Below are 19,251 nucleotides of genomic sequence, written 5' to 3'. Positions count from 1 at the left end.
TTTTTCACTCCGCCGCCGCCTTCCGCGCGTCGCTCTCCCGCTGCGCGTTTTCCCAATCCGGCGCGATCCAGGGCTCGAGGTTTTCCGCGGCAAGCGGCGCGCGGCCCAAGATGTGATCGGCCGCCTTTTCCCCCACCATGATCGAGGGCGCATTCAGGTTTCCGTTTGGAATCAGGGGGAAAACCGAACTGTCCGCCAGCCGTAGCCCCTCCACCCCGATCACCCGCGCCTGCGGGTCCACGACCGCCATCGGATCATCCCGCCGCCCCATTCGCGCCGTCCCGCAAGGATGATAGGCGCTTTCCGCATGCTCCCGGATCACGGCGTCCAATTCTGCATCCGTTTCGGCCTGTCCGGGCTGGATTTCGTGGTCGACAAAGCCCGCCATCGGCTCGGTCGCAAAGATCTCCCGCGTCAGCCGGATCGCGCGCCGAAACTCTTCCCAATCAGAGGGTTGGGACATGTAATTGAACAAGATCCGGGGCGCCTCCGCCGGATCGGCGGAGCGTAGCGTGACCCTACCGCGGCTTTTGGATCGCATCGGCCCGACATGTGCTTGGAACCCGTGCCCCTTGGACGCCGTCTTGCCGTCATAGCGCACGGCGATGGGCAAGAAATGGAACTGGATGTCGGGATAGTCGATCCCCGCCCGCGACCGGATGAAACCGCAGGCCTCGAAATTGTTCGACGCGCCAAGACCTTGGCGGAAAAACAGCCATTGCGCACCCACCAGCGCCTTGCCCCAAAGCGACCAATAGGGCGCAAGGCTGACGGGTTTGGTAGACGCATATTGAATATACAGCTCAAGATGGTCCTGAAGGTTCGCACCCACGCCGGGGCGGTCTGCCAGCACGGGAATACCCATTTCGGCCAGATGCTTGGCTGGTCCAATTCCACTGAGCATCAAGATTTTGGGCGAGTTGATCGCACCAGCGGACAGGATCACCTCCTCGCGCGCCTCGATCAGGCGCCCGCCCGCCAGCCGCACACCTCTGGCGCGGCCGTCCGTGATCTCGACCTTTTCGACCAAGCCGCGCACCACCGTGCAGCGCCCGGTTTTCAGCGCGGGCCGCAGGTAGGCCTTGGCCGCCGACCAGCGTTCACCCTGCCATACGGTCATCTCGAAGGCTCCGAAACCCTCTTGCCGCTGGCCGTTGTAATCCTCGGTCGCGCCGTATCCGGCGTTCGCGCCCGCCTCGATAAAGGCTTGGAACAAAGGGTTTTTTCGTGGTCCTCGCGTGATGTGCAGCGGGCCATCATGCCCCCGGAACCGCGCATCCCCCGCGTCGCCATGCCATGTCTCGGCCCGTTTGAAATAGGGCAGGACATCGGCATAGGACCAACCCTCCGCCCCCATTTCGGCCCAGGTGTCGAAATCGCGCGCATGGCCGCGCACATAGATCATCCCGTTGATCGACGAGGATCCGCCCAATACCTTGCCGCGTGGGCAGGCCATGATACGCCCGTCCATATGCGGCTCTGGCTCGGTCATATAGCCCCAGTCGTAACGCTTCATCCCCATCGGATAGGAGAGCGCGGCGGGCATGTTGATGAACGGGCCCCAATCGCTGCCGCCATGTTCCACGACGATGACGGATTTTCCGGCCTCCACCAGACGCCAGGCGATGGCGCAGCCTGCGCTGCCCGCGCCCACGATGACATGATCGGCTTGCATGGATCCCGACATCAATAGGCCGCCTCTACCGGGGTCATGCCGACATAGATGGATTTGAGCTGGCTATAGGATTCGATCGCCGCGCGCGCATTCTCGCGCCCGAGACCCGATCCCTTCACCCCACCAAAAGGCAGTTCAACCGGCGTCACGTTGTACTGGTTGATCCAGAGCGTTCCGGCCTCGATCGCATGGATCACGCGATGCGCGCGCACCAGATCGCGAGTAAAGACCGCGCCCGACAGGCCCAGATCGGTCGCATTGGCGCGGGTGATCACCTCTTCCTCGGTTTCGAAATCGAGGACCGACATGACCGGGCCGAATATCTCGTCCGTCGCGATGCTCATCTCGTCGGTCACATCGGCAAAAATCGTGGGCTCCACGAACCATCCGGGCCGGTCGGGCCCGCGCCCGCCATGCACCAGCCGCGCACCTTCGGACTTGCCTTTTTCGATGTAGGAACAGGTGATTTCCAGCTGTTCGGCGCTGGTCATCGGCCCAACGTGCGTCGCTTCATCCCTCGGATCGCCGATGACGGCCTTGGACACACGCGCAACCAGCCGGGCCAAGAATTCCTCCTTGATCGCGCGCTGCACGAAAACCCGCGTCCCGTTGGAACAGACCTGCCCGGTGGAAAAGAAATTGGCGTTGATCGCTGCCGAAACCGCGCTGTCGAGATCGGCATCCTCGAAGATGACGAGGGGCGATTTCCCGCCCAATTCCATCGTCACATGCTTCATCTGCGCCGCCGCCCCGGCATAGACGCGTTTGCCGGTCTCGGCCGAGCCGGTCAGGGACACTTTGGCGACGCGCGCGTCCTCGACCAGCGCGCGACCCACCGTGCCCGCGCCTTGGATCACGTTGAACACACCGGGCGGCGCGCCCGCCTCGACCAGGATTTCGGCCAGTTTCAGGGCGCAGAGCGGCGTCTGCTCGCTAGGCTTGAAAACCATGGTGTTGCCGCAGACCAGTGCCGGCGCGGCCTTCCACGCCGCGACCTGCGTGGGATAGTTCCACGCGCCAAGGCCCACACAGACCCCCAGCGGTATACGCATCGTATAGGCCCAATCGGCGCCGAGCGGCACATGCTCGCCGGTCAGCGTACCGGCCAGCCCGCCGAAAAATTCCAGCGCATCGGCGGCAGAGGTCGCATCGGCCACCAGCGTTTCGGAAATCGGCTTGCCGGTGTCGAGCGTTTCGAGTTCCGACAATTCCCGGTTTCGCAACCGGATGATATCGGCGGCCCGGCGCAGGATGCGGCCCCGTTCCACGGGCATCAGCGCGGCCCATGGCGCTTGCGCGGCTTTGGCTGCGGCAAGCGCGGCTTCGATCACGGCCGGTGTAGCCTCATGGACTTGCGCGATCTCTTCACCCGTTCCGGGAAAGATCACGGGCAGCGATGAACCCGCCGCATCCTCGAGATAGGCACCGTTGACGAAATGGCTGGCATTGGGTTGGGCTTGCATCATTCCCCTCTCGGAAAGCGTTGATTTTCCTCAAGGACATTGAGGTCCATGTGGTTGCGCATGAAGCGCTCGGAGGCGGCTCTGAGCGGTTGGAAATCCCACGGGTAATAGGACCCGTTCCTGAGCGCCTCGTAGACAACCCAGCGGCGGGCCTGGCTTTCGCGCACCGCGGCGTCGAAGGCCTCAAGATCCCAGCGCGCGGCGGCCATGACGCGGAAGTGTTCCAGCGTCCCGGCATGGGCGGGGTCATCGGCAAGGTTCACCCGCTCCTGCGGATCGGCCATCAGGTCGAAAAGCTGCTCGGGGTCGGCCGCGCAATTGGTGTATTTCCACCGTCCCTGCCGCAGTCCCACCAGCGGCGTGATCGACGCCTCGGCGGCATATTCCATCGCGACGGGGCTTTGCCGTGTCCGACCATGCGCCAAGGGCACAAGGCTTTCGCCATCGGTCCATGGCATGACCTCGGCCATCGAGACGCCCGCCAGATCACACAGCGTCGGGCACAGGTCGATGGTCGATACCGGATCTTCGACCCGGCCCGGCGCAAGGCCGGGGGCCGCGATCATCAGGGGGACGCGGGCGGACCCGTCGTAGAAGTTCATCTTGAACCAAAGCCCCCGCTCGCCCAGCATGTCGCCATGGTCCGAGACGAAGACGACGATCGCGTCCTGCCGGGTGCGGTCGAGCACGTCGAGGATGCCGCCGATCTTGTCGTCGAGATAAGAGATATTGGCGAAATAGGCGCGCCGGGACCGCGCAATATCATCCTCCGTGATCGTGAAATTCCGCCAGTCGTTTGCGTCGAAGATGCGCTGCGCATGGGGGTCGTGATCCGCATAGGGCAGGGCGGGCACATCGGGCTGCAGATGCGCGCAATCCTCGTAAAGATCCCAATACTTGCGTCGCGCGACGTAAGGGTCGTGGGGATGGGTGAAGCTGACGGTCAGACACCAGGGCCGGGCATCCTTTCCCCGCGCGAGGTCATAGAGCTTTTGCTCGGCCATGAAGGCCACCTCGTCGTCGTATTCCATCTGGTTGCTGATCTCGGCCACGCCCGCGCCGGTGACGGATCCCATGTTGTGGTACCACCAATCGATCCGCTCGCCGGGTTTGCGGTAATCGGGCGTCCAGCCGAAATCGGCGGGATAGATGTCGGTCGTCAGGCGTTCCTCGAAGCCGTGCAGTTGATCCGGGCCGACGAAATGCATCTTGCCCGACAGACCCGTGTAATAGCCCGCGCGCCGCAAGTGATGGGCGTATGTCGGGATCGAGGAAGCGAATTCCGCCGCATTGTCATAGACCCCGGTGCGCGAGGGCAATTGTCCGGACATGAAGCTGGCGCGGGCGGGCGCGCACAGCGGGCTTGCCGTGTAGCTGTTGGCGAAGCGCACCGACCGCGCGGCGAGCCGTTTGAGATGCGGCGCGTGCAGCCAATCGGCCGGGCCGTCGGGAAAGAGCGTCCCGTTCAGCTGGTCGACCATCACGATCAGGATGTTGGGTCGGGTCAACGTGCGTCTCCGATGGCGAGTGTCAGGTAGGCTTCGACCGTGGCGATGGCCTGCGTTGCATCAGGCGGCCCGGCCTCGGTCAGGGCGTGGCGGATATAGAGCCCGTCGATCAGCGCGGCAGCGGTCCGCGCGACGGACTGGGGCCGGTCACAGAGCGGGCGCAGCGCATGGGTCAGGTTCGACACGAGCCGCCGCTGGTAGATGTTCAACAGCCGCGCTGCCTTGGGCTGGGTGCGGGCCAGAACGTAGAAATTGAGCCAGGCCGCGACCACCTCGGGCAGAAAGTTCTGGCCGCCGAAACTGGCCCGGACAATGGCACCAAGGCGCCCACGCGGATCCCGCGCCGCGGATAACTCGCGGCGGGCCTCGGCCCCGAATTCGGACAGAATCGCCCGCATCGCCGCGAGGAATAGGTCGTCCTTCGACCCAAAGTAATGATGGGCCAGCGCGCTCGACACGCCCGCGGCCTTGGCGATCTGCCCCATGGTCACGTCGAGCGAGCCCTTGCGCCCGATCTCTCCGATCGTGGCGTTGACAAGCGCGTCCATACGCTGTGCCATCATGCCTACGCGTGGCATTGCTTGTCCCCTGATGGTTGCATTGCCGCAGAAAACAGGTTTTTAATTGACTGGTCAATCAACAAAACGACCAGAACAGGGAGATATGACCATGAGCCTTTTGACCCGCAGCGCCGCAAGCGCGCTGGCGCTGAGCCTTTCCGCAGGTGCGGCCATGGCGCAGGACGATTGTGCCACGGTGACCTTCTCGGACGTTGGCTGGACCGACATCACCGCGACGACGGCGGCCACCACCGTGGTGCTCGAGGCGCTGGGCTACGAGACCGAGATCCGCGTCCTGTCGGTGCCGGTCACCTATACCTCGCTCGCCTCGGGCGACATCGACGTGTTCCTCGGCAACTGGATGCCTACGATGGAAGCCGATATCGCGCCCTACCGCGATGCGGGCACGGTGGACACGGTGCGCGCGAACCTGACGGGGGCGAAATACACGCTCGCCACCAATGCCCATGGTGCGGCCATGGGGATCGACGATTTCAGCGATGTCGCGGGTGCGGGCGACGCACTCGAGCGCCAGATCTACGGGATCGAGCCCGGCAATGACGGCAACCGCCTGATCCTCGACATGATCGCGGCCGATGCCTTTGGGCTGGGGGCTGCGGATTTCGACGTGGTCGAAAGCTCGGAACAGGGCATGCTGGCGCAGGTCGCCCGCGCCGTGGACCGGGGCGAACCGATCGTCTTCCTCGCCTGGGAACCGCATCCGATGAATGCCAATTTCGACCTCACCTACCTGACGGGCGGCGATGATTGGTTCGGCCCCGATCTGGGCGGCGCAACTGTCTATACCAACACGAGCGCGGGCTATGTCGAGGCCTGCCCGAACGTGGGGCAACTGCTCACCAATCTCGAATTCACGCTGGCCATGGAAAACGAGATCATGGGCGCGATCCTGAACGATGGTGCCGATCCGGCCGAGGCTGCGACGGCGTGGATGGCGGCCAATCCCGACACGGTGATGGGCTGGCTTGACGGGGTCACCACGCTTGACGGCGGTGACGCGGCGGCAGCGGTCTCGGCGGCGCTGGGGCTTTGATCACGGCGCCATCATCAAGTCCCCGTGCCCGGTTCGGGCGCGGGGATCAGCGCGTCGTCGATCGCGGCGGCGCGCTGCGCGGCGTCCCGGTCGGTGATGCGGGCGGCATAGGCGGCGAAGCCGTCACGCGCGGGCAGGGAATTGTATTGCAGGCCCCAGACGATCTGGCTGCCAAGGCAAATGTCGACCGCGCTGAACCGTTCGCCCAAGAGGTAGGGGCGTCCGTCGGACAACAGGCCCGCCAAGGTGTCGGCCACAGCCTCGACAGTGCCCCAGCCGACGCGCCGGTAGACCTGCGGGTCACTGGTGTCGAGGCCCAGAGAGGCCGCCGAGACCGCGGGATCGACGCTGCCGGCGGCAAAGAACATCCAGCGGTAGAAACTGCCGCGCTCGGGCGTCGCGGGCGGCGGGATCAGGCCAGCATCCGGGGCAAGCTCGGCCATGTAGGTGCAGATCGCCGCGACCTCGGTGATGGCGGTGTCGCCGTGGACCAGCGTGGGAACCTTGCCCATCGGGTTAAGCGCGCGATAGGCGGGCGATTTCATTTCAGGACCATAGGCGACGATACGGGCCTCGTAGGGCAGGCCCGCCTCTTCCATCATCCAGCGGGCGATGCGCCCGCGCGACATGGGATTGGTGTAGAGCGTCAGGTCGGGCATTTCATCTCCTCCGGTCCGGGTCGCGCGAAGCCTGCCACAGGGCAAGGTACCGCGAAAGGTGAGCCATGCTGAGGTGGATCACGGACTGCGACGAGGGCTGGCCCGAGGGGGCAGGCCCGCTCGGCGCTGTCACGGAATGCAAATTGCGGGTCGGGGACGCCGCCGAGGCGGGCTTTGACTGGCTGCAATCCAACTTGTCGGGCCTGTTCGATGCTTTGGCCGTGGGGCTCGAGGTGCTGATCGAGGCCATTCTCGCCCTGTTGCAGGAACCGCCCAACACCGGCTGGCTCTATGATCTGCGCCGGTCCGAGATCGATTATCTCTACCCGCCCGAATGGCATCCGATCCTTGTGACGCTGATCTTCGTGGCGTTGGTCTGGCGGCTTCACCGCGGTTGGCGGGTGCCTGCGCTGGTGGCGGCGGGCCTCTTGTTCATCATCAACCAAGGCTATTGGGAGGAAACGACCGAAAGCCTGACGCTGGTCCTGTCGGCCTGCGTGGTCTGCATGGGGCTGGGTGTGCCGATCGGCATCGCCGTTGCCCACCGCCCAAGGCTTTACGCGGCGATGCGGCCCGTGCTTGACCTGATGCAGACGCTGCCGACCTTCGTCTACCTGATCCCGGCCATCGTGTTTTTCGGCATCGGCATGGTGCCGGGGCTGATTGCCACCGTGATCTTTGTGCTGCCAGCGCCGATCCGCCTGACGCATCTGGGTATATCCTCGACCCCCACCGCGCTGATCGAGGCCGCCGATGCATTCGGCGCCACCCCGCGTCAGAAGCTGTGGAAGGTCGAGCTGCCCTATGCCGCGCCGCAGATCATGGCGGGGCTGAACCAGACCATCATGCTGTCGCTGTCGATGGTGGTGATCGCGGCGCTGGTCGGTGCGGATGGGCTGGGCGTGCCGGTGGTGCGCGCGCTCAATCAGGTCAACACCGGGCTGGGTTTCGAGGCCGGGCTGATCATCGTGGTCGTGGCGATCTTGCTCGACCGGGTTCTGAGGGTGGGGCGCAGATGACCGAGATGTTCGAGGCATCGTGCCATTGCGGAACGGTTCGGTTTCACGTGACGCTGCCAGGCGGATTGTCCTCCGCCCGGCGTTGCACCTGTTCCTATTGCACGATGCGGGGGGCGGTCGCCGTGTCGGCCAACCTTGACGGCATCCGCTTTCACGCGGGCGAGGACAATCTGACCCTCTACCAATTCGGTACCCTCACAGCGCAGCATTTCTTTTGCCGAACCTGCGGGATCTACACCCATCACCAGCGCCGCTCGAACCCCGAGCAGTTCGGCGTCAACCTTGCCTGTCTGAAGGATTTTTCGGTCTGGGACCTGCCTGAAATCCCGGTCAATGACGGCATCCATCATCCGTCCGACGGGGCCCCGCCCCGGATCGACGGTATCTTGCGCTACGAGAAGACCCCGACATGACCCATGCCGTCCGTTTCCACGATGTCTGCATCATGTTCGGCGATCGACCCGAAGCCGCGCTGGAACGCGCCGATGCGGGGGAAAGCCGGTCCGAGATCCAGTCCGCCACCGGGCAAGTTTTGGGTGTGCATGATTGCGCGCTGGAGGTCGAAGAGGGGGAAATCCTTGTTCTCATGGGGCTGTCGGGCTCGGGGAAGTCCACCCTTCTGCGGGCCGTCAATGCGCTGAACCCCGTGGTGCGCGGCCATGTCGAGGTGCGCGTGGGCGATACGATGGTCAATGTCACCGAAGCGCGGGGCGCGGCCCTGCGACGGTTGCGGCAGACCGCGGTGACCATGGTCTTCCAGCAATTCGGCCTTTTGCCTTGGCGCAGCGTCCGCGACAACGTGGGCCTCGGCCTCGAACTGGCCGGGCTTTCCGCCGAGGAACGTCGCGCCCGGGTCGAGCGTCAGCTGGAGCTTGTAGGCCTGGCGGACCGCGCGGGGGCCTTGGTGGGGGAATTGTCGGGCGGCATGCAGCAGCGCGTGGGATTGGCGCGCGCCTTTGCGACCGAAGCGCCGATCCTGTTGATGGACGAACCTTTTTCCGCGCTCGACCCGCTGATCCGGTCCAAGCTTCAGGATGAACTTCTGGACCTGCAACGCGATCTGAAGCGCACCATCATCTTCGTGAGTCACGATCTGGACGAGGCGTTCAAGATCGGCAATCGGATCGCCATCATGGAGGGCGGGCGGATCGTGCAATGCGGCACCCCGCGCGAGATTTTCTCGAGCCCCGCAAACGGCTATGTCGCGGAATTCGTGGCCAACATGAACCCATTGGGGGTTCTGACCGCACGCGACGTGATGCAGCCGGTGCCCGGCGCGGGCGATCACATCGCCGCCGACCTGCCGGTGCGCGAGATCCTCAAACGCTTTGCCGAAAGCCCCGCAGCGCTGGCGGTGGAAGAGGCGGGAGACGTGATCGGCACGGTCACGCCCGAAAGCGTGACCGCCCGTCTTGGATCCTGAGGATCAGAAAAACGCCTGAAGCCCGGTCTGTGCGCGGCCAAGGATCAGCGCATGGACATCATGCGTGCCCTCGTAGGTGTTCACCGTCTCGAGGTTCTGGGCGTGGCGCATGACGTGGTATTCCGCCATGATCCCGTTGCCGCCATGCATGTCGCGCGCGGCCCGCGCGATATCCAACGCCTTGCCGCAATTGTTGCGCTTGATCAGGCTGATGACCTCGGGCGCACAGCTTCCCTCGTCCATCATCCGGCCCGCCCTGAGCGCCGCCTGAAGGCCTAGTGCGATCTCGGTCTGCATGTCGGCCAGTTTCTTCTGGAACAGCTGTGTCTGGGCCAGTGGACGCCCGAATTGCACGCGGTCAAGCCCGTATTGGCGCGCGCGGTGCCAGCATTCCTCGGCCGCGCCCATCACGCCCCAGGCGATGCCGTAGCGTGCGCGGTTCAGGCAGCCGAAGGGGCCCTTGAGCCCCTCGACACCGGGCAAAAGCGCGTCTTCGCCGACTTCCACATCCTTCATCACGATCTCGCCCGTGACGCTGGCGCGCAAGGACAGCTTGCCGCCGATCTTGGGGGCGCTGAGACCCTTCATGCCCTTTTCCAGCACGAAGCCGCGGATCTTGCCGCCATGTGCCTCGGATTTGGCCCAGACAACGAAAACATCGGCGATGGGGCTGTTGGAAATCCACATCTTGGCACCGTTCAGGACATAGCCATCGGCGGTTTTCTTGGCCGTTGTCTTCATGCCTGCAGGGTCGGACCCGGCGTCGGGTTCGGTGAGGCCGAAACAGCCGATGAGCGTTCCGGCGGCGAGGCCGGGAAGGTATTTGGCCTTCTGCGCCTCGGTCCCATAGGCGTGGATCGGATACATCACGAGCGAAGACTGGACCGACATCATCGACCGGTAGCCGCTGTCGACGCGCTCGACCTCGCGGGCGACGAGACCATAGGTGACATAGCCGGCGCCGATGCCGCCGAATTCCTCGGGGATCGTGACGCCCAGGAGGCCCATGGCGCCCATTTCCGCAAAGATTTCAGGGGCTACGGTCTCGTTCAGATAGGCATCGTTGACGCGCGGCAGAAGCTTGTCCTGCGCATAGGCCCGCGCGCTTTCGGCGACCATGCGTTCCTCTTCGGACAATTGTTCGGCAAGGTGGAAAGGGTCGGCCCAGTCGAAGGGCGCAAGCGAGGGGCCGGTGTGGCGGGTGTGTCCGTCGGGCATGGCGTATCTCCTGTGGCTTGTCTCGATTCATATCATTCGCACCGATTGTGCAACCCCGGGTTGGGAATCCGCGGGTGATGCGCGCTTGGGCGTTTCACTGGTGCGATGCCCGGAAAGCGGGCAATCTGGTGGATGTTCGCGGTTGGCGCGGTGCCGGGCATGGACGTGCCTTCGGGCGGGTCTGATCAGCGAGGAAACGGAGGATAGCATGAGCCTGCCAAGACCGATCTGGCGCGAGATGACGACGCGCGAATTTTCCGAAAGCGATACAACAGGTTGGATCGCGGTTCTGCCGATCGCGGCGATCGAGCAGCATGGTCCGCATCTGCCCGTGGGGGTCGATGCGATCCTTGCGGAAGCGATGGTGGCGCGGGTCATCGACGCTTTGCCGGGGGATGTTCCCGCCAGTTTCCTGCCGGTGCAGCAGGTGTGCAAATCGAACGAACATATTGAATTTGCGGGCACTTTGACGCTGACTTGGGAGACCGCGATCCGGGCTTGGATCGAGATCGGGCAAAGCGTGGCACGGGCGGGGCTGAAGAAAATGGTCATCGTCACGAGCCATGGCGGCAATGTCGCGCCGATGGAGATCGTGGCGCGCGAGCTGCGGCAGACGCTTGGCATGGCGGTGGCGACGACGGCCTGGACGCGGTTGGGCGGCGCGCGGGTCTATACCTATCCCGATGGGCCGATGGTCGATATTCATGGTGGATTATCAGAGACTTCCATGATGTTGGCGAGCCGGCCTGATCTGGTGCGCGGCGATCTGGTGGAGAATTTCGAGAGCCGCCAGACGGCGTTGCGGCAGGGATCGGCGAAATTGGGTTATCACATGGCCGATGCGAATTTGGGATGGCTGGCCAATGACTTGAACCCCAAGGGAACCGTGGGCGATGCGTCGCGTGCGACGGCCGAGTTGGGCGAGGCGGATCTGGCCGCGCAGACCCAAGGTTTCATCGCGCTGTTGCGCGACATGCAGCGTTTCGATCCGGTTAAAGGATTGTGAAAATCCGTTAAGCGATCCTGAAAGTTCCGGACGATTTCCTAACGGACTATCACCTATCGAACCGTGACTTAACTTATCCACAAGTTTGCTCACAATTCCGCGACAAGGCTGGGGATCGCCTCCTTGAAGCGGAAGAAGCCGTGGGTCGCGTGGGGCCATGCGGAGGCGTCGTAGGGACGGAGCAGGCGGACGAGCGTGATCCCCTCATCGGCCAATACGCGGTCGAGCCGCGAGAGCGCGGTGGCCGCCGGACCGACCGGGGCATAGGCGGTCACAAGCTGGTCGATCCCGGCCTCGGACGCCCATGCGGCCAGCGCGGTGACATCATCGGTCAGGGGACCTGCCGCGCCCATGCGGTCGGACCAGCGGTCGCGGGCATCGGTGATGGCGGCGCGGGTGAAGTCGAGGACGCGCGGGGCGACGGGGCGGGGCGAGCGGCCCGTGACCGCGAGAAGGGCGGCATGGGCCACGGGCGGGCCGTCGAGCGCGTCGAGCAGGAAACCGGGCGACAGGTCCTCCTCGGTCAGGAGGATCGCGGTCTTGAGGCCGGGGCGGGGCAGGTCGCCCCCGGGCGCGGGTCGCGGCTTGGGCGCATCGGGACCGCGCAGGGGTTCGGCATCGGTCACAAGCCCCGTGGGCTGGAACCGACCGCCGGTGTATTTCGCGATGTTGTCGGGACGGGCGAGGTAATGCTTGCCCTTGGTCTGGAGACCCGCGACCCAGCGCCATGACAGCGTGTTGGAGGCCGGATCGCCGTCCAGCAGGTGACGCAAGAAGAGATCGGCCCCAGCCTCCCACGGCAGGCGGAGGGTGAAGATCCAGATCGAGGCCGCCCACATCCGCGCGTGATTGTGCAAGTAACCGGTGGCGACCAGTTCCTGCATCCATGCGTCGAAACAGGCGATGCCGGTCTGCCCGGCCTCGGCCTGCGCCAGACGGTCGGTGAGGCTCGCATCGGCCAGAACGCGGTCAAGGCCCGCGCGGTAGTCGCCCCAGATAGCAGGGCGCAATTCGAGCCAGCCTTTCCAATAGGTGCGCCAGTAGACTTCCTGCACGAATTTCTCGGCGGCTTGCAGCGAATGGCGGCCGAGAACGGCCTGCAAAACCTCGGCTTCGGTGATCAGGCGGTGGCGCAGCCATGGCGAGAGGGTCGAGACATGGGGGTGCCCCGGCAGGTCATGGTTGCGCTGCGCGGCGTAATCGCGGCCTGCATGGGGCACGAAGCGGCTGAGACGCGCGATCGCCTCGGTACGGGTGGCGGGGGGGAGGGCGGTGTTGATCATGCCGCCCGATCTAGGCGGTCAGGCGCGGCGGGCCAGCCTTTTGCGGTAGGATTGACGCCAGCGCGACAGCACCTGGGTCACCGATGCCTCGGCCAGATCGAGGCCCAGGATGCGGACGGGACCGGCGGCTTGGGTCTTGCGCAGGAGGGTGAGGGTTTCGGCCTGCGTGACGCGCTCGTATCCGGGGTTGCGGGCGAGGAAGCGGTCGATGGCCCAGCCCACGCCCGGAAATTTCGGGCCGTTGTCATGCAGTGCGATCAGCCCGCCGGGATTGACGAAATCGGCCAGCGCCAGATCGGCCAGAACCGGGCGGTGCCGGTGATCGCCGTCGATGAAGACGAAATCGAAGCGCAAGCCTTCGGCGCGCGCCACGGGCAGGAAATCGGCCGAGGTGCCGATATGGAAGCGGACGCTGTCGGGATCGATGCCCGCATTCGTCAGGTTGGTGCGAACCTTGGTGAGCTGGTCGGGGAAATAGGTCATCGGGTCGATGACATGGAAGGGGGGGCGTGTTGCCGCATCTGGGTAGATGCCCATCAACTCCTTGAGCGTGCCGCCCGCCGCGGTGCCCAGTTCCAGATGCGCGCCGGTAAAGCCCGCCTGTTCAAGCGCCTGCGTCATGGCCGCGCGTTCGGCCACCGTACATTCGGAGGCGAGCGTGAGCGAAGATTGCCGGACCATGATCCACCCCCGGGGAGTTCCAAAGACTGATCTGCCTGTTTTCCGATCCGGTTCGACAAGTCAAGCGCCGGCCCGCCCTTGCAGCCCCCCCATGCGACCACTAAGACTCAGGGCATGACATGCGCAATGTATCTGGGGCCGAGGCAGCGATGATTGATCCGACCGAGCACTACATGAACACCCTCGTGCCGATGGTGGTCGAACAGACCAGCCGGGGCGAGCGGGCCTATGACATCTTTTCGCGGCTCCTGAAGGAGCGGATCATCTTCGTTTCGGGTCCGGTCCATGACGGCATGGCCAGCCTGATCGTGGCACAGCTGTTGCATCTGGAGGCGGAGAACCCGTCGAAGGAAATCAGCATGTACATCAACAGCCCCGGCGGCGTGGTGACGAGCGGCCTGTCGATCTACGACACGATGCAGTACATCAAGCCCAAGGTTTCGACGCTGGTGATCGGGCAGGCGGCCTCGATGGGGTCGCTTTTGCTGACGGCGGGGGAAAAGGGCATGCGGTTCAGCCTGCCCAATTCGCGCATCATGGTTCACCAGCCTTCGGGTGGCTATCAGGGTCAGGCGACGGATATCATGATCCATGCCAAGGAGACCCAGAAGCTGAAGGACCGGCTGAACCAGATCTACGTCAAGCACACCGGGCAGGATTTCGACACCGTGGTCGACGCGCTGGAGCGGGACAATTTCATGGATCCCGAGCAGGCCAAGGACTGGGGCCTGATCGACCAGATCGTGGAAAATCGCGTCCCCGCGGAGAGCGAGGGCAAGTGACGGCGCGGGTCACAGTCTCGTGGTCGTCGGACCCCCGCGGGGAATTTGACATTGTGATGACGGTTGGCCTGTTCTAGGCTTTCCTGAAATTTCGGCCCGGGTTTGACCCGGGTCGGGGGCCCCCCACCCCTAGGTATCAAAGGTGGACGATATGGCGACTTCTTCCGGCGGCGACTCGAAAAACACGCTCTATTGCTCGTTCTGCGGCAAGAGCCAGCACGAGGTCCGCAAGCTGATTGCAGGGCCCACGGTGTTCATCTGCGACGAATGCGTCGAGCTGTGCATGGACATCATCCGCGAGGAGACGAAGACCTCGGGTCTGAAATCCTCGGACGGGGTGCCGACGCCGCAGGAGATTTGCGACGTGCTGGACGATTACGTGATCGGCCAGATGCATGCCAAGCGCGTGCTGTCGGTGGCTGTGCACAACCATTACAAGCGTCTGAACCATTCGGGCAAATCCGACATCGAATTGTCGAAGTCCAACATCTTGCTGATTGGCCCGACGGGCTGCGGCAAGACGCTCTTGGCGCAGACGCTGGCGCGGATTCTCGACGTACCCTTCACCATGGCGGATGCGACGACGCTGACCGAAGCCGGTTACGTGGGCGAGGATGTGGAGAACATCATCCTCAAGCTGTTGCAGGCCAGCGAATACAACGTGGAGCGCGCGCAGCGTGGCATCGTCTATATCGACGAGGTCGACAAGATCACGCGCAAGTCGGACAACCCGTCGATCACCCGCGACGTGTCGGGCGAGGGCGTGCAGCAGGCTCTCTTGAAGATCATGGAGGGCACAGTCGCAAGCGTGCCGCCGCAGGGCGGGCGCAAGCATCCGCAGCAGGAATTCCTGCAGGTGGATACGACGAACATCCTGTTCATCTGCGGGGGCGCATTCGCGGGGCTCGACAAGATCATCGCGCAGCGCGGCAAGGGGTCGGCCATGGGCTTTGGCGCCGATGTGCGCGACCCGGCCTCCAAGACCGTGGGCGAGTATTTCAAGGATCTGGAGCCCGAGGATCTCCTGAAGTTCGGCCTGATCCCGGAATTCGTGGGCCGTCTGCCCGTGATCGCCACGCTGGAGGATCTGGACGAGGCGGCGCTGGTCACGATCCTGACCGAGCCCAAGAACGCGCTGGTCAAGCAGTACCAGCGGCTGTTCGAGCTGGAAGATGTGAAGCTGAAGTTCACCGATGATGCGCTGAAGGCGATCGCCAAGCGGGCGATTGCGCGCAAGACCGGGGCGCGCGGCCTGCGGTCGATCATGGAGGATATCTTGCTCAACACCATGTTCGACCTGCCCAGCACCGAGGGCGTGGAAGAAGTGGTGGTGAACGAGGAGGCCGTCACATCCGAGGCGCAGCCCCTGATGATCTATTCCGAACGCAAGAAGGAAGAGCCGGCGACGGCGGGCTGAGATTTCACCAGGATTGCAAGCGGCCTCGCCCCATGGGCGGGGCCGTTTTCGTTTGAGGGTGATGTCAGCGGAGCCAGAGTTTCTCGCGCTTGAGCGTGTTGCGGATCACCTGTTCGCGGCGGGGCAGGTTGGCCCGGTCGAAGAGCGCGCGGGCCTTGGCGCCCTTGCCTTGGTAGATCATGCGTTTGATGGGCTCGTGGCCCTTGAGGATCTTCTTGATCTTGTTGGGGGCGCTGACCTGTTCCAGTACATCGATCACGCGCTGATCCTCGCGGGCATAGGCCAGCGGCAGGACGCGGTAATGGCACGAATGGCTGCCGTCGAGATAGCCCGGGGGCAAGGCGTCGCGCCCGCCGCCAAGGCCATGGATCACCAGCGGCAGGGCGATCTGGTCGAGCCACGGATCGAGCGATTGGCAGACCAATTCGGGCGGAGGGTCGTCGCGGATGGACAGGGCGTAGTCGAGGAAACGCCGCCCGAATTCGGCCGGGTCGCGGTAGTAGAAGAAGCCCGCGTTGAAATAGAGGTAGCGGCGCCAGTATTCATCAGGCTGCGACAGGTCGAGCGAGGCGTCGAAATCGAGGCCGAAGCGGTCGTAGAGCGCTTTCCATGTCGCGGTATAGCCGGGGCCGTAGAGCTGGATCTCGGGCCAGGTGCCTTCGACGCGGGAAGAGGCCGAGGGGCGGTCGAAATCGAACGGCACCTGCGTCAGGTCGCCGGTGATCAGCGTGTCGGTGTCGAAGAAGACGAAGGGTTCATCGGCGGGAAGCGCCGAGAGCATCTCGATCTTGTTGCCATAGGGGTAGCTGTCGCCGAAATGACGGCTTTCGAAGGGCAGGATTTCCGCGCCGAAATCGCCGGTCAGCATGGCGCGCAGATCCGCATTGGCGATGCGCGGATCGCGGGGCCAGCGGTGACCCGGCTGGGGTTCGGCGATCAGGAAGCGCCCGGCGAAATCTGGATTGAAGGCCCGGAAGGAGGCGGCGAAAAGCAGCGCCTCGTATTCGAGGCGACCGGCCTGGGCGACGATGACCACGTTGAAGGGGCCGTGGGCGGGGGTCGTCTGGAGCGGGTCGCGCGAGGGCATGGGGGCAAGGTCACCGGGATCGTTACCCGGAGGACGCTAGCCTCAGCAGGGGGCGGATGCCAGCCCGATCACGCGCCGCGCATACGGAAGACCGTAACCATGGTGCGCCAGACAATCCACATGTCGAGCCGGAAACAGCCGTGGCGAATATATTCCAGATCTGTCCGCGTCTTGAGGCGGGTGGCGAAATGTCCGGCGGCATAGCCGTGGCGCACCTGCGACAGCCCGCTGATGCCGGGCAAAACGGCGTGGCGTTCGCGGTAGCCGGGGATGGTGTGCAGGTAGCGGCTGGCGTGGCGGAAGTAATCGGGGCGGGGGCCGATCAGGCTCATCTCGCCGCGGTAGACGTTGAGGATCTGGGGCAATTCGTCGAAGCGGGATTTGCGCAACAGGTTTCCCACGGGGCGGATGCGGTGGATCTCGATCGGGTCGTCGGGGCCGCGGATGCCGCGCGGGCGGACATCCATCGTCCGGAACTTGTAGGCGCGGAAGGGTTTGCAGCCCCGCCCCATCCGCTTTTGCGCGTAAAAGAGCGGGCCGGGGTTCAGGAACGGGTTCACCGCCAAAAGGACGCAGGCCACGACGATCAGGGCGGGAAGCAGCACCACGGTGCTGAAGCCGAGGTCGAAGGCGCGTTTTAACCAAGTTTGCAGATGGCTGTCACGGCGGACGACGACGATGGGGCGGCGGATTGGCGTCGCAACAGGCGGCGCACGAAAGCCATCGACCTTGGGCACATAGGACATACGCGAACCCGCACACACACAAACAACACAGGACACTACAGGGATTGTGTTAGGGCGCGGATGCCCATTGGGCAAGCGACAGAGGGAGGGTGTGGGCCGGTTGTAGAGAATTGGCTGAAAAAACAGGTGCTGACCGGGGCGATGCGGCAAAAATGCAATGGCCATGGTCAGGCGGGGCAGGGCCCCGGCGCCAAAAAACCGGCACCGGGACGGGCCCGATGGCCGACGTCGATTCGACGGGCGCGGGCGGGCAGCGAGGCAAGAGACGATGCTTGGGGGGGAATGGTGGGCGACCCTGGAATCGAACCAGGCATGGGTCTCCCCGGCGGAGTTACAGTCCGCTGCCGCACCTTGCAGCACGTCGCCCGACGCGAGCGCTGGATAATCGGGGGGGCTGGAGCCGTCAACCGGAAAACACCGCCGGGAAACGCGGCGCGCGGTGGGCCTTGGCAAGCGGGGGCGGCGCGCGTAACCCGGAGGAATGAAGCGGGGCCGGGAGAGGGCGCGTGGCGAAGAAACCGAGCTGGGTCATCGAGAAAGAACGCGGGCGGCGGGCAGCGGCGGCGGAGACCGTGTGGCTCTTCGGTCTGCATGCAGTGCGTGATGCGCTGATGAACCCCGCGCGCGTCAAGTTACGGCTCGTGCTGACCAAGAATGCCGAGGACAAGCTGCATGACGCCATCGCGGTCGGGGGACTTGAGCCCGAGATCGCGGATCCGCGCAAGTTCACCGCACCGCTGGACCCCGGATCGGTCCATCAGGGTGCTGCGCTGGAGGTCAAGCCGCTGGATTGGGGGCGGTTGGAGGATGTGGCGTTGGGCGATGGCGGGGCGGCGCCACGTTTGGTGCTGCTCGACCAAGTGACCGATCCGCATAACGTGGGCGCCATTCTGCGGTCGGCCGAGGTGTTCGGGGCGCGCGCCGTGGTCGCGCCCGCCCGCCATGCCGCGCCGGAGACGGGTGCCTTGGCCAAGACGGCGAGCGGCGCGCTGGAGCGTCAACCCTATCTGCGGGTGCAGAACCTTGGCAATGCGATCGAGGCCCTGAAGGACATGGGCTATGTCGTCTTGGGGCTGGATGGCGAGGGAGAGGCGGAGATCGGTGCCGTGGCCGCGACCTTGACGGATCGGCCCGTGGCGCTGGTTCTGGGCGCGGAGGGGCCGGGGCTTCGGGCGCGCACGCGCGAATTGTGCGACCATCTGGTGCGGATCCCGGCAACGGGGGCTTTCGGGTCGCTCAACGTCTCGAACGCGGCGGCAGTGTCCCTATATGCGGTGAGAAACCTGTAGGGGAGGGCCGATGCCCCATTCCACCAAGATCGCCACCTGTTCCTATTGCGGGATGCGGCAGGCGCTGCAGCTGACGGCGCGGGGCGGGCATGAATTGGCCTGTGGGTCGTGCGGTGCGCCGCTTCACGAGATGAAATGGCTGAAAGCCCCCGATCCGGCCCATCCCAAGAAGCCCAGCCCGCGGGCGCGCGCGCCCCATGGTGCGCCCCTGCCCCCGATGCCGCAAGATCGCCTGCCGCCCCGCCCGGTCAAGCGCAGGAAATCGCTGTGGAAGCGCGCATTGGGCGAGGTTTGGGACATGGTCGAGGACGTGGTGGAAGAGATCTTCGACTGAGGTCCGGGGTGCGGGCCAAGGTCACGGCCAACATCAAGCGGCGTCAC

19 protein-coding genes and 1 tRNA gene are annotated in these 19,251 nt (G+C 64.7%); 9 read left to right on the top strand and 11 right to left on the bottom strand.

The features are described from left to right. Nucleotides 1-4 precede the first annotated feature (4 nt). The 4 genes from betA to betI are packed head-to-tail and all read right to left on the bottom strand — an operon-like array spanning nt 5 to nt 5,224. Nucleotides 5-1,675 (bottom strand): choline dehydrogenase, encoded by a 1,671-nt coding sequence (gene betA, locus QQK63_RS04320; RefSeq protein ID WP_277827820.1) that lies wholly within the window; start codon nt 1,673-1,675, stop codon nt 5-7. 11 nt (nt 1,676-1,686) lie between these two features. Beyond that, entirely contained in the window at nt 1,687-3,141 is a 1,455-nt protein-coding gene (gene betB / locus QQK63_RS04315; protein ID WP_277827189.1) for a betaine-aldehyde dehydrogenase, read from the bottom strand. After that, nucleotides 3,138-4,646 (bottom strand): choline-sulfatase, encoded by a 1,509-nt coding sequence (gene betC / locus QQK63_RS04310; RefSeq protein ID WP_277827191.1) that lies wholly within the window; start codon nt 4,644-4,646, stop codon nt 3,138-3,140. The genes betB and betC overlap by 4 nt, the downstream gene beginning before the upstream one ends. Beyond that, entirely contained in the window at nt 4,643-5,224 is a 582-nt protein-coding gene (betI, locus tag QQK63_RS04305) for a choline-binding transcriptional repressor BetI (RefSeq protein ID WP_277827193.1), read from the bottom strand. The genes betC and betI overlap by 4 nt, the downstream gene beginning before the upstream one ends. Nucleotides 5,225-5,315: 91 nt before the next feature. Between betI and choX the strand changes: the two genes are divergently transcribed. Beyond that, nucleotides 5,316-6,260: a choline ABC transporter substrate-binding protein gene (gene choX / locus QQK63_RS04300; RefSeq protein WP_277827195.1), complete on the top strand. Its 945-nt coding sequence runs from the start codon at nt 5,316-5,318 to the stop codon at nt 6,258-6,260. Between the two features lie 14 nt (nt 6,261-6,274). Here choX and QQK63_RS04295 read toward each other — a convergent pair whose 3' ends face one another. Further along, nucleotides 6,275-6,919 carry a glutathione S-transferase family protein gene (locus QQK63_RS04295; RefSeq protein WP_277827197.1) on the bottom strand — a complete coding sequence of 215 codons (645 nt, stop codon included), beginning with the start codon at nt 6,917-6,919 and terminating at the stop codon, nt 6,275-6,277. Between the two features lie 65 nt (nt 6,920-6,984). Here QQK63_RS04295 and choW point away from each other — a divergent pair, with 65 nt between their 5' ends. From choW to choV, 3 genes are read left to right on the top strand one after another with little or no spacing between them, the layout of a single operon-like run. Further along, on the top strand, nt 6,985-7,938 hold the full coding sequence (choW, locus tag QQK63_RS04290; protein WP_277827199.1) for a choline ABC transporter permease subunit: 954 nt from the start codon (nt 6,985-6,987) through the stop codon (nt 7,936-7,938). After that, nucleotides 7,935-8,351 carry a GFA family protein gene (locus QQK63_RS04285; protein WP_277827201.1) on the top strand — a complete coding sequence of 139 codons (417 nt, stop codon included), beginning with the start codon at nt 7,935-7,937 and terminating at the stop codon, nt 8,349-8,351. The genes choW and QQK63_RS04285 overlap by 4 nt, the downstream gene beginning before the upstream one ends. Continuing rightward, nucleotides 8,348-9,361 (top strand): choline ABC transporter ATP-binding protein, encoded by a 1,014-nt coding sequence (gene choV, locus QQK63_RS04280; RefSeq protein ID WP_277827203.1) that lies wholly within the window; start codon nt 8,348-8,350, stop codon nt 9,359-9,361. The genes QQK63_RS04285 and choV overlap by 4 nt, the downstream gene beginning before the upstream one ends. A gap of 3 nt (nt 9,362-9,364) precedes the next feature. Here choV and QQK63_RS04275 read toward each other — a convergent pair whose 3' ends face one another. Continuing rightward, nucleotides 9,365-10,579, bottom strand: a complete 1,215-nt coding sequence (locus QQK63_RS04275; RefSeq protein ID WP_277827205.1) for an acyl-CoA dehydrogenase — start codon at nt 10,577-10,579, stop codon at nt 9,365-9,367. A 208-nt stretch (nt 10,580-10,787) separates the two neighbouring features. On the opposite strand from QQK63_RS04275, the gene QQK63_RS04270 reads away from it, so the two are divergent. Next, nucleotides 10,788-11,585 carry a creatininase family protein gene (locus QQK63_RS04270; RefSeq protein WP_277827207.1) on the top strand — a complete coding sequence of 266 codons (798 nt, stop codon included), beginning with the start codon at nt 10,788-10,790 and terminating at the stop codon, nt 11,583-11,585. A gap of 89 nt (nt 11,586-11,674) precedes the next feature. Here the strand turns inward: QQK63_RS04270 and QQK63_RS04265 are convergent, their stop codons facing one another. After that, nucleotides 11,675-12,868, bottom strand: a complete 1,194-nt coding sequence (locus QQK63_RS04265) for an FAD-binding domain-containing protein (protein ID WP_277827209.1) — start codon at nt 12,866-12,868, stop codon at nt 11,675-11,677. An 18-nt stretch (nt 12,869-12,886) separates the two neighbouring features. Continuing rightward, on the bottom strand, nt 12,887-13,549 hold the full coding sequence (locus QQK63_RS04260) for a class I SAM-dependent methyltransferase (RefSeq protein ID WP_277827211.1): 663 nt from the start codon (nt 13,547-13,549) through the stop codon (nt 12,887-12,889). 149 nt (nt 13,550-13,698) lie between these two features. On the opposite strand from QQK63_RS04260, the gene QQK63_RS04255 reads away from it, so the two are divergent. Together QQK63_RS04255 and clpX are read left to right on the top strand one after the other, a co-directional pair. After that, nucleotides 13,699-14,331: an ATP-dependent Clp protease proteolytic subunit gene (locus tag QQK63_RS04255; protein WP_277827822.1), complete on the top strand. Its 633-nt coding sequence runs from the start codon at nt 13,699-13,701 to the stop codon at nt 14,329-14,331. 151 nt (nt 14,332-14,482) lie between these two features. Next, nucleotides 14,483-15,748: an ATP-dependent Clp protease ATP-binding subunit ClpX gene (gene clpX / locus QQK63_RS04250; protein ID WP_277827213.1), complete on the top strand. Its 1,266-nt coding sequence runs from the start codon at nt 14,483-14,485 to the stop codon at nt 15,746-15,748. A 64-nt stretch (nt 15,749-15,812) separates the two neighbouring features. Here the strand turns inward: clpX and QQK63_RS04245 are convergent, their stop codons facing one another. The 3 genes from QQK63_RS04245 to QQK63_RS04235 form a co-directional block, all read right to left on the bottom strand. Next, nucleotides 15,813-16,835 carry a hypothetical protein gene (locus tag QQK63_RS04245; protein ID WP_277827215.1) on the bottom strand — a complete coding sequence of 341 codons (1,023 nt, stop codon included), beginning with the start codon at nt 16,833-16,835 and terminating at the stop codon, nt 15,813-15,815. 68 nt (nt 16,836-16,903) lie between these two features. Beyond that, nucleotides 16,904-17,581 carry a sugar transferase gene (locus tag QQK63_RS04240; RefSeq protein ID WP_277827217.1) on the bottom strand — a complete coding sequence of 226 codons (678 nt, stop codon included), beginning with the start codon at nt 17,579-17,581 and terminating at the stop codon, nt 16,904-16,906. A 283-nt stretch (nt 17,582-17,864) separates the two neighbouring features. Beyond that, nucleotides 17,865-17,948 (bottom strand) — tRNA-Tyr (locus tag QQK63_RS04235). Between the two features lie 139 nt (nt 17,949-18,087). Between QQK63_RS04235 and rlmB the strand changes: the two genes are divergently transcribed. After that, on the top strand, nt 18,088-18,870 hold the full coding sequence (gene rlmB, locus QQK63_RS04230; protein WP_277827219.1) for a 23S rRNA (guanosine(2251)-2'-O)-methyltransferase RlmB: 783 nt from the start codon (nt 18,088-18,090) through the stop codon (nt 18,868-18,870). 10 nt (nt 18,871-18,880) lie between these two features. After that, complete coding sequence (locus tag QQK63_RS04225; RefSeq protein WP_277827221.1) at nt 18,881-19,204, top strand: hypothetical protein; 324 nt, start codon at nt 18,881-18,883, stop codon at nt 19,202-19,204. The last annotated feature ends 47 nt before the right edge of the window (nt 19,205-19,251 follow it).

It is taken from the genome of Roseicyclus marinus (genome assembly GCF_030163795.1).
Lineage (GTDB): Bacteria > Pseudomonadota > Alphaproteobacteria > Rhodobacterales > Rhodobacteraceae > Roseicyclus > Roseicyclus marinus.
Note: the sequence above shows the minus strand (reverse complement) of the source record. Positions and strands in the feature narration are given on the sequence as shown.

Bases quoted from the DNA above. Each gene is read 5' to 3' on its own strand.
- betA (WP_277827820.1), bottom strand. From the start codon at position 1,675: ATGCAAGCCGATCATGTCATCGTGGGCGCGGGCAGCGCAGGCTGCGCC.
- betB (WP_277827189.1), bottom strand. From the start codon at position 3,141: ATGATGCAAGCCCAACCCAATGCCAGCCATTTCGTCAACGGTGCCTAT.
- betI (WP_277827193.1), bottom strand. From the start codon at position 5,224: ATGCCACGCGTAGGCATGATGGCACAGCGTATGGACGCGCTTGTCAAC.
- choX (WP_277827195.1), top strand. From the start codon at position 5,316: ATGAGCCTTTTGACCCGCAGCGCCGCAAGCGCGCTGGCGCTGAGCCTT.
- QQK63_RS04295 (WP_277827197.1), bottom strand. From the start codon at position 6,919: ATGCCCGACCTGACGCTCTACACCAATCCCATGTCGCGCGGGCGCATC.
- choW (WP_277827199.1), top strand. From the start codon at position 6,985: ATGCTGAGGTGGATCACGGACTGCGACGAGGGCTGGCCCGAGGGGGCA.
- QQK63_RS04285 (WP_277827201.1), top strand. From the start codon at position 7,935: ATGACCGAGATGTTCGAGGCATCGTGCCATTGCGGAACGGTTCGGTTT.
- choV (WP_277827203.1), top strand. From the start codon at position 8,348: ATGACCCATGCCGTCCGTTTCCACGATGTCTGCATCATGTTCGGCGAT.
- QQK63_RS04275 (WP_277827205.1), bottom strand. From the start codon at position 10,579: ATGCCCGACGGACACACCCGCCACACCGGCCCCTCGCTTGCGCCCTTC.
- QQK63_RS04270 (WP_277827207.1), top strand. From the start codon at position 10,788: ATGAGCCTGCCAAGACCGATCTGGCGCGAGATGACGACGCGCGAATTT.
- QQK63_RS04265 (WP_277827209.1), bottom strand. From the start codon at position 12,868: ATGATCAACACCGCCCTCCCCCCCGCCACCCGTACCGAGGCGATCGCG.
- QQK63_RS04260 (WP_277827211.1), bottom strand. From the start codon at position 13,549: ATGGTCCGGCAATCTTCGCTCACGCTCGCCTCCGAATGTACGGTGGCC.
- QQK63_RS04255 (WP_277827822.1), top strand. From the start codon at position 13,699: ATGATTGATCCGACCGAGCACTACATGAACACCCTCGTGCCGATGGTG.
- clpX (WP_277827213.1), top strand. From the start codon at position 14,483: ATGGCGACTTCTTCCGGCGGCGACTCGAAAAACACGCTCTATTGCTCG.
- QQK63_RS04245 (WP_277827215.1), bottom strand. From the start codon at position 16,835: ATGCCCTCGCGCGACCCGCTCCAGACGACCCCCGCCCACGGCCCCTTC.
- QQK63_RS04240 (WP_277827217.1), bottom strand. From the start codon at position 17,581: ATGTCCTATGTGCCCAAGGTCGATGGCTTTCGTGCGCCGCCTGTTGCG.
- QQK63_RS04225 (WP_277827221.1), top strand. From the start codon at position 18,881: ATGCCCCATTCCACCAAGATCGCCACCTGTTCCTATTGCGGGATGCGG.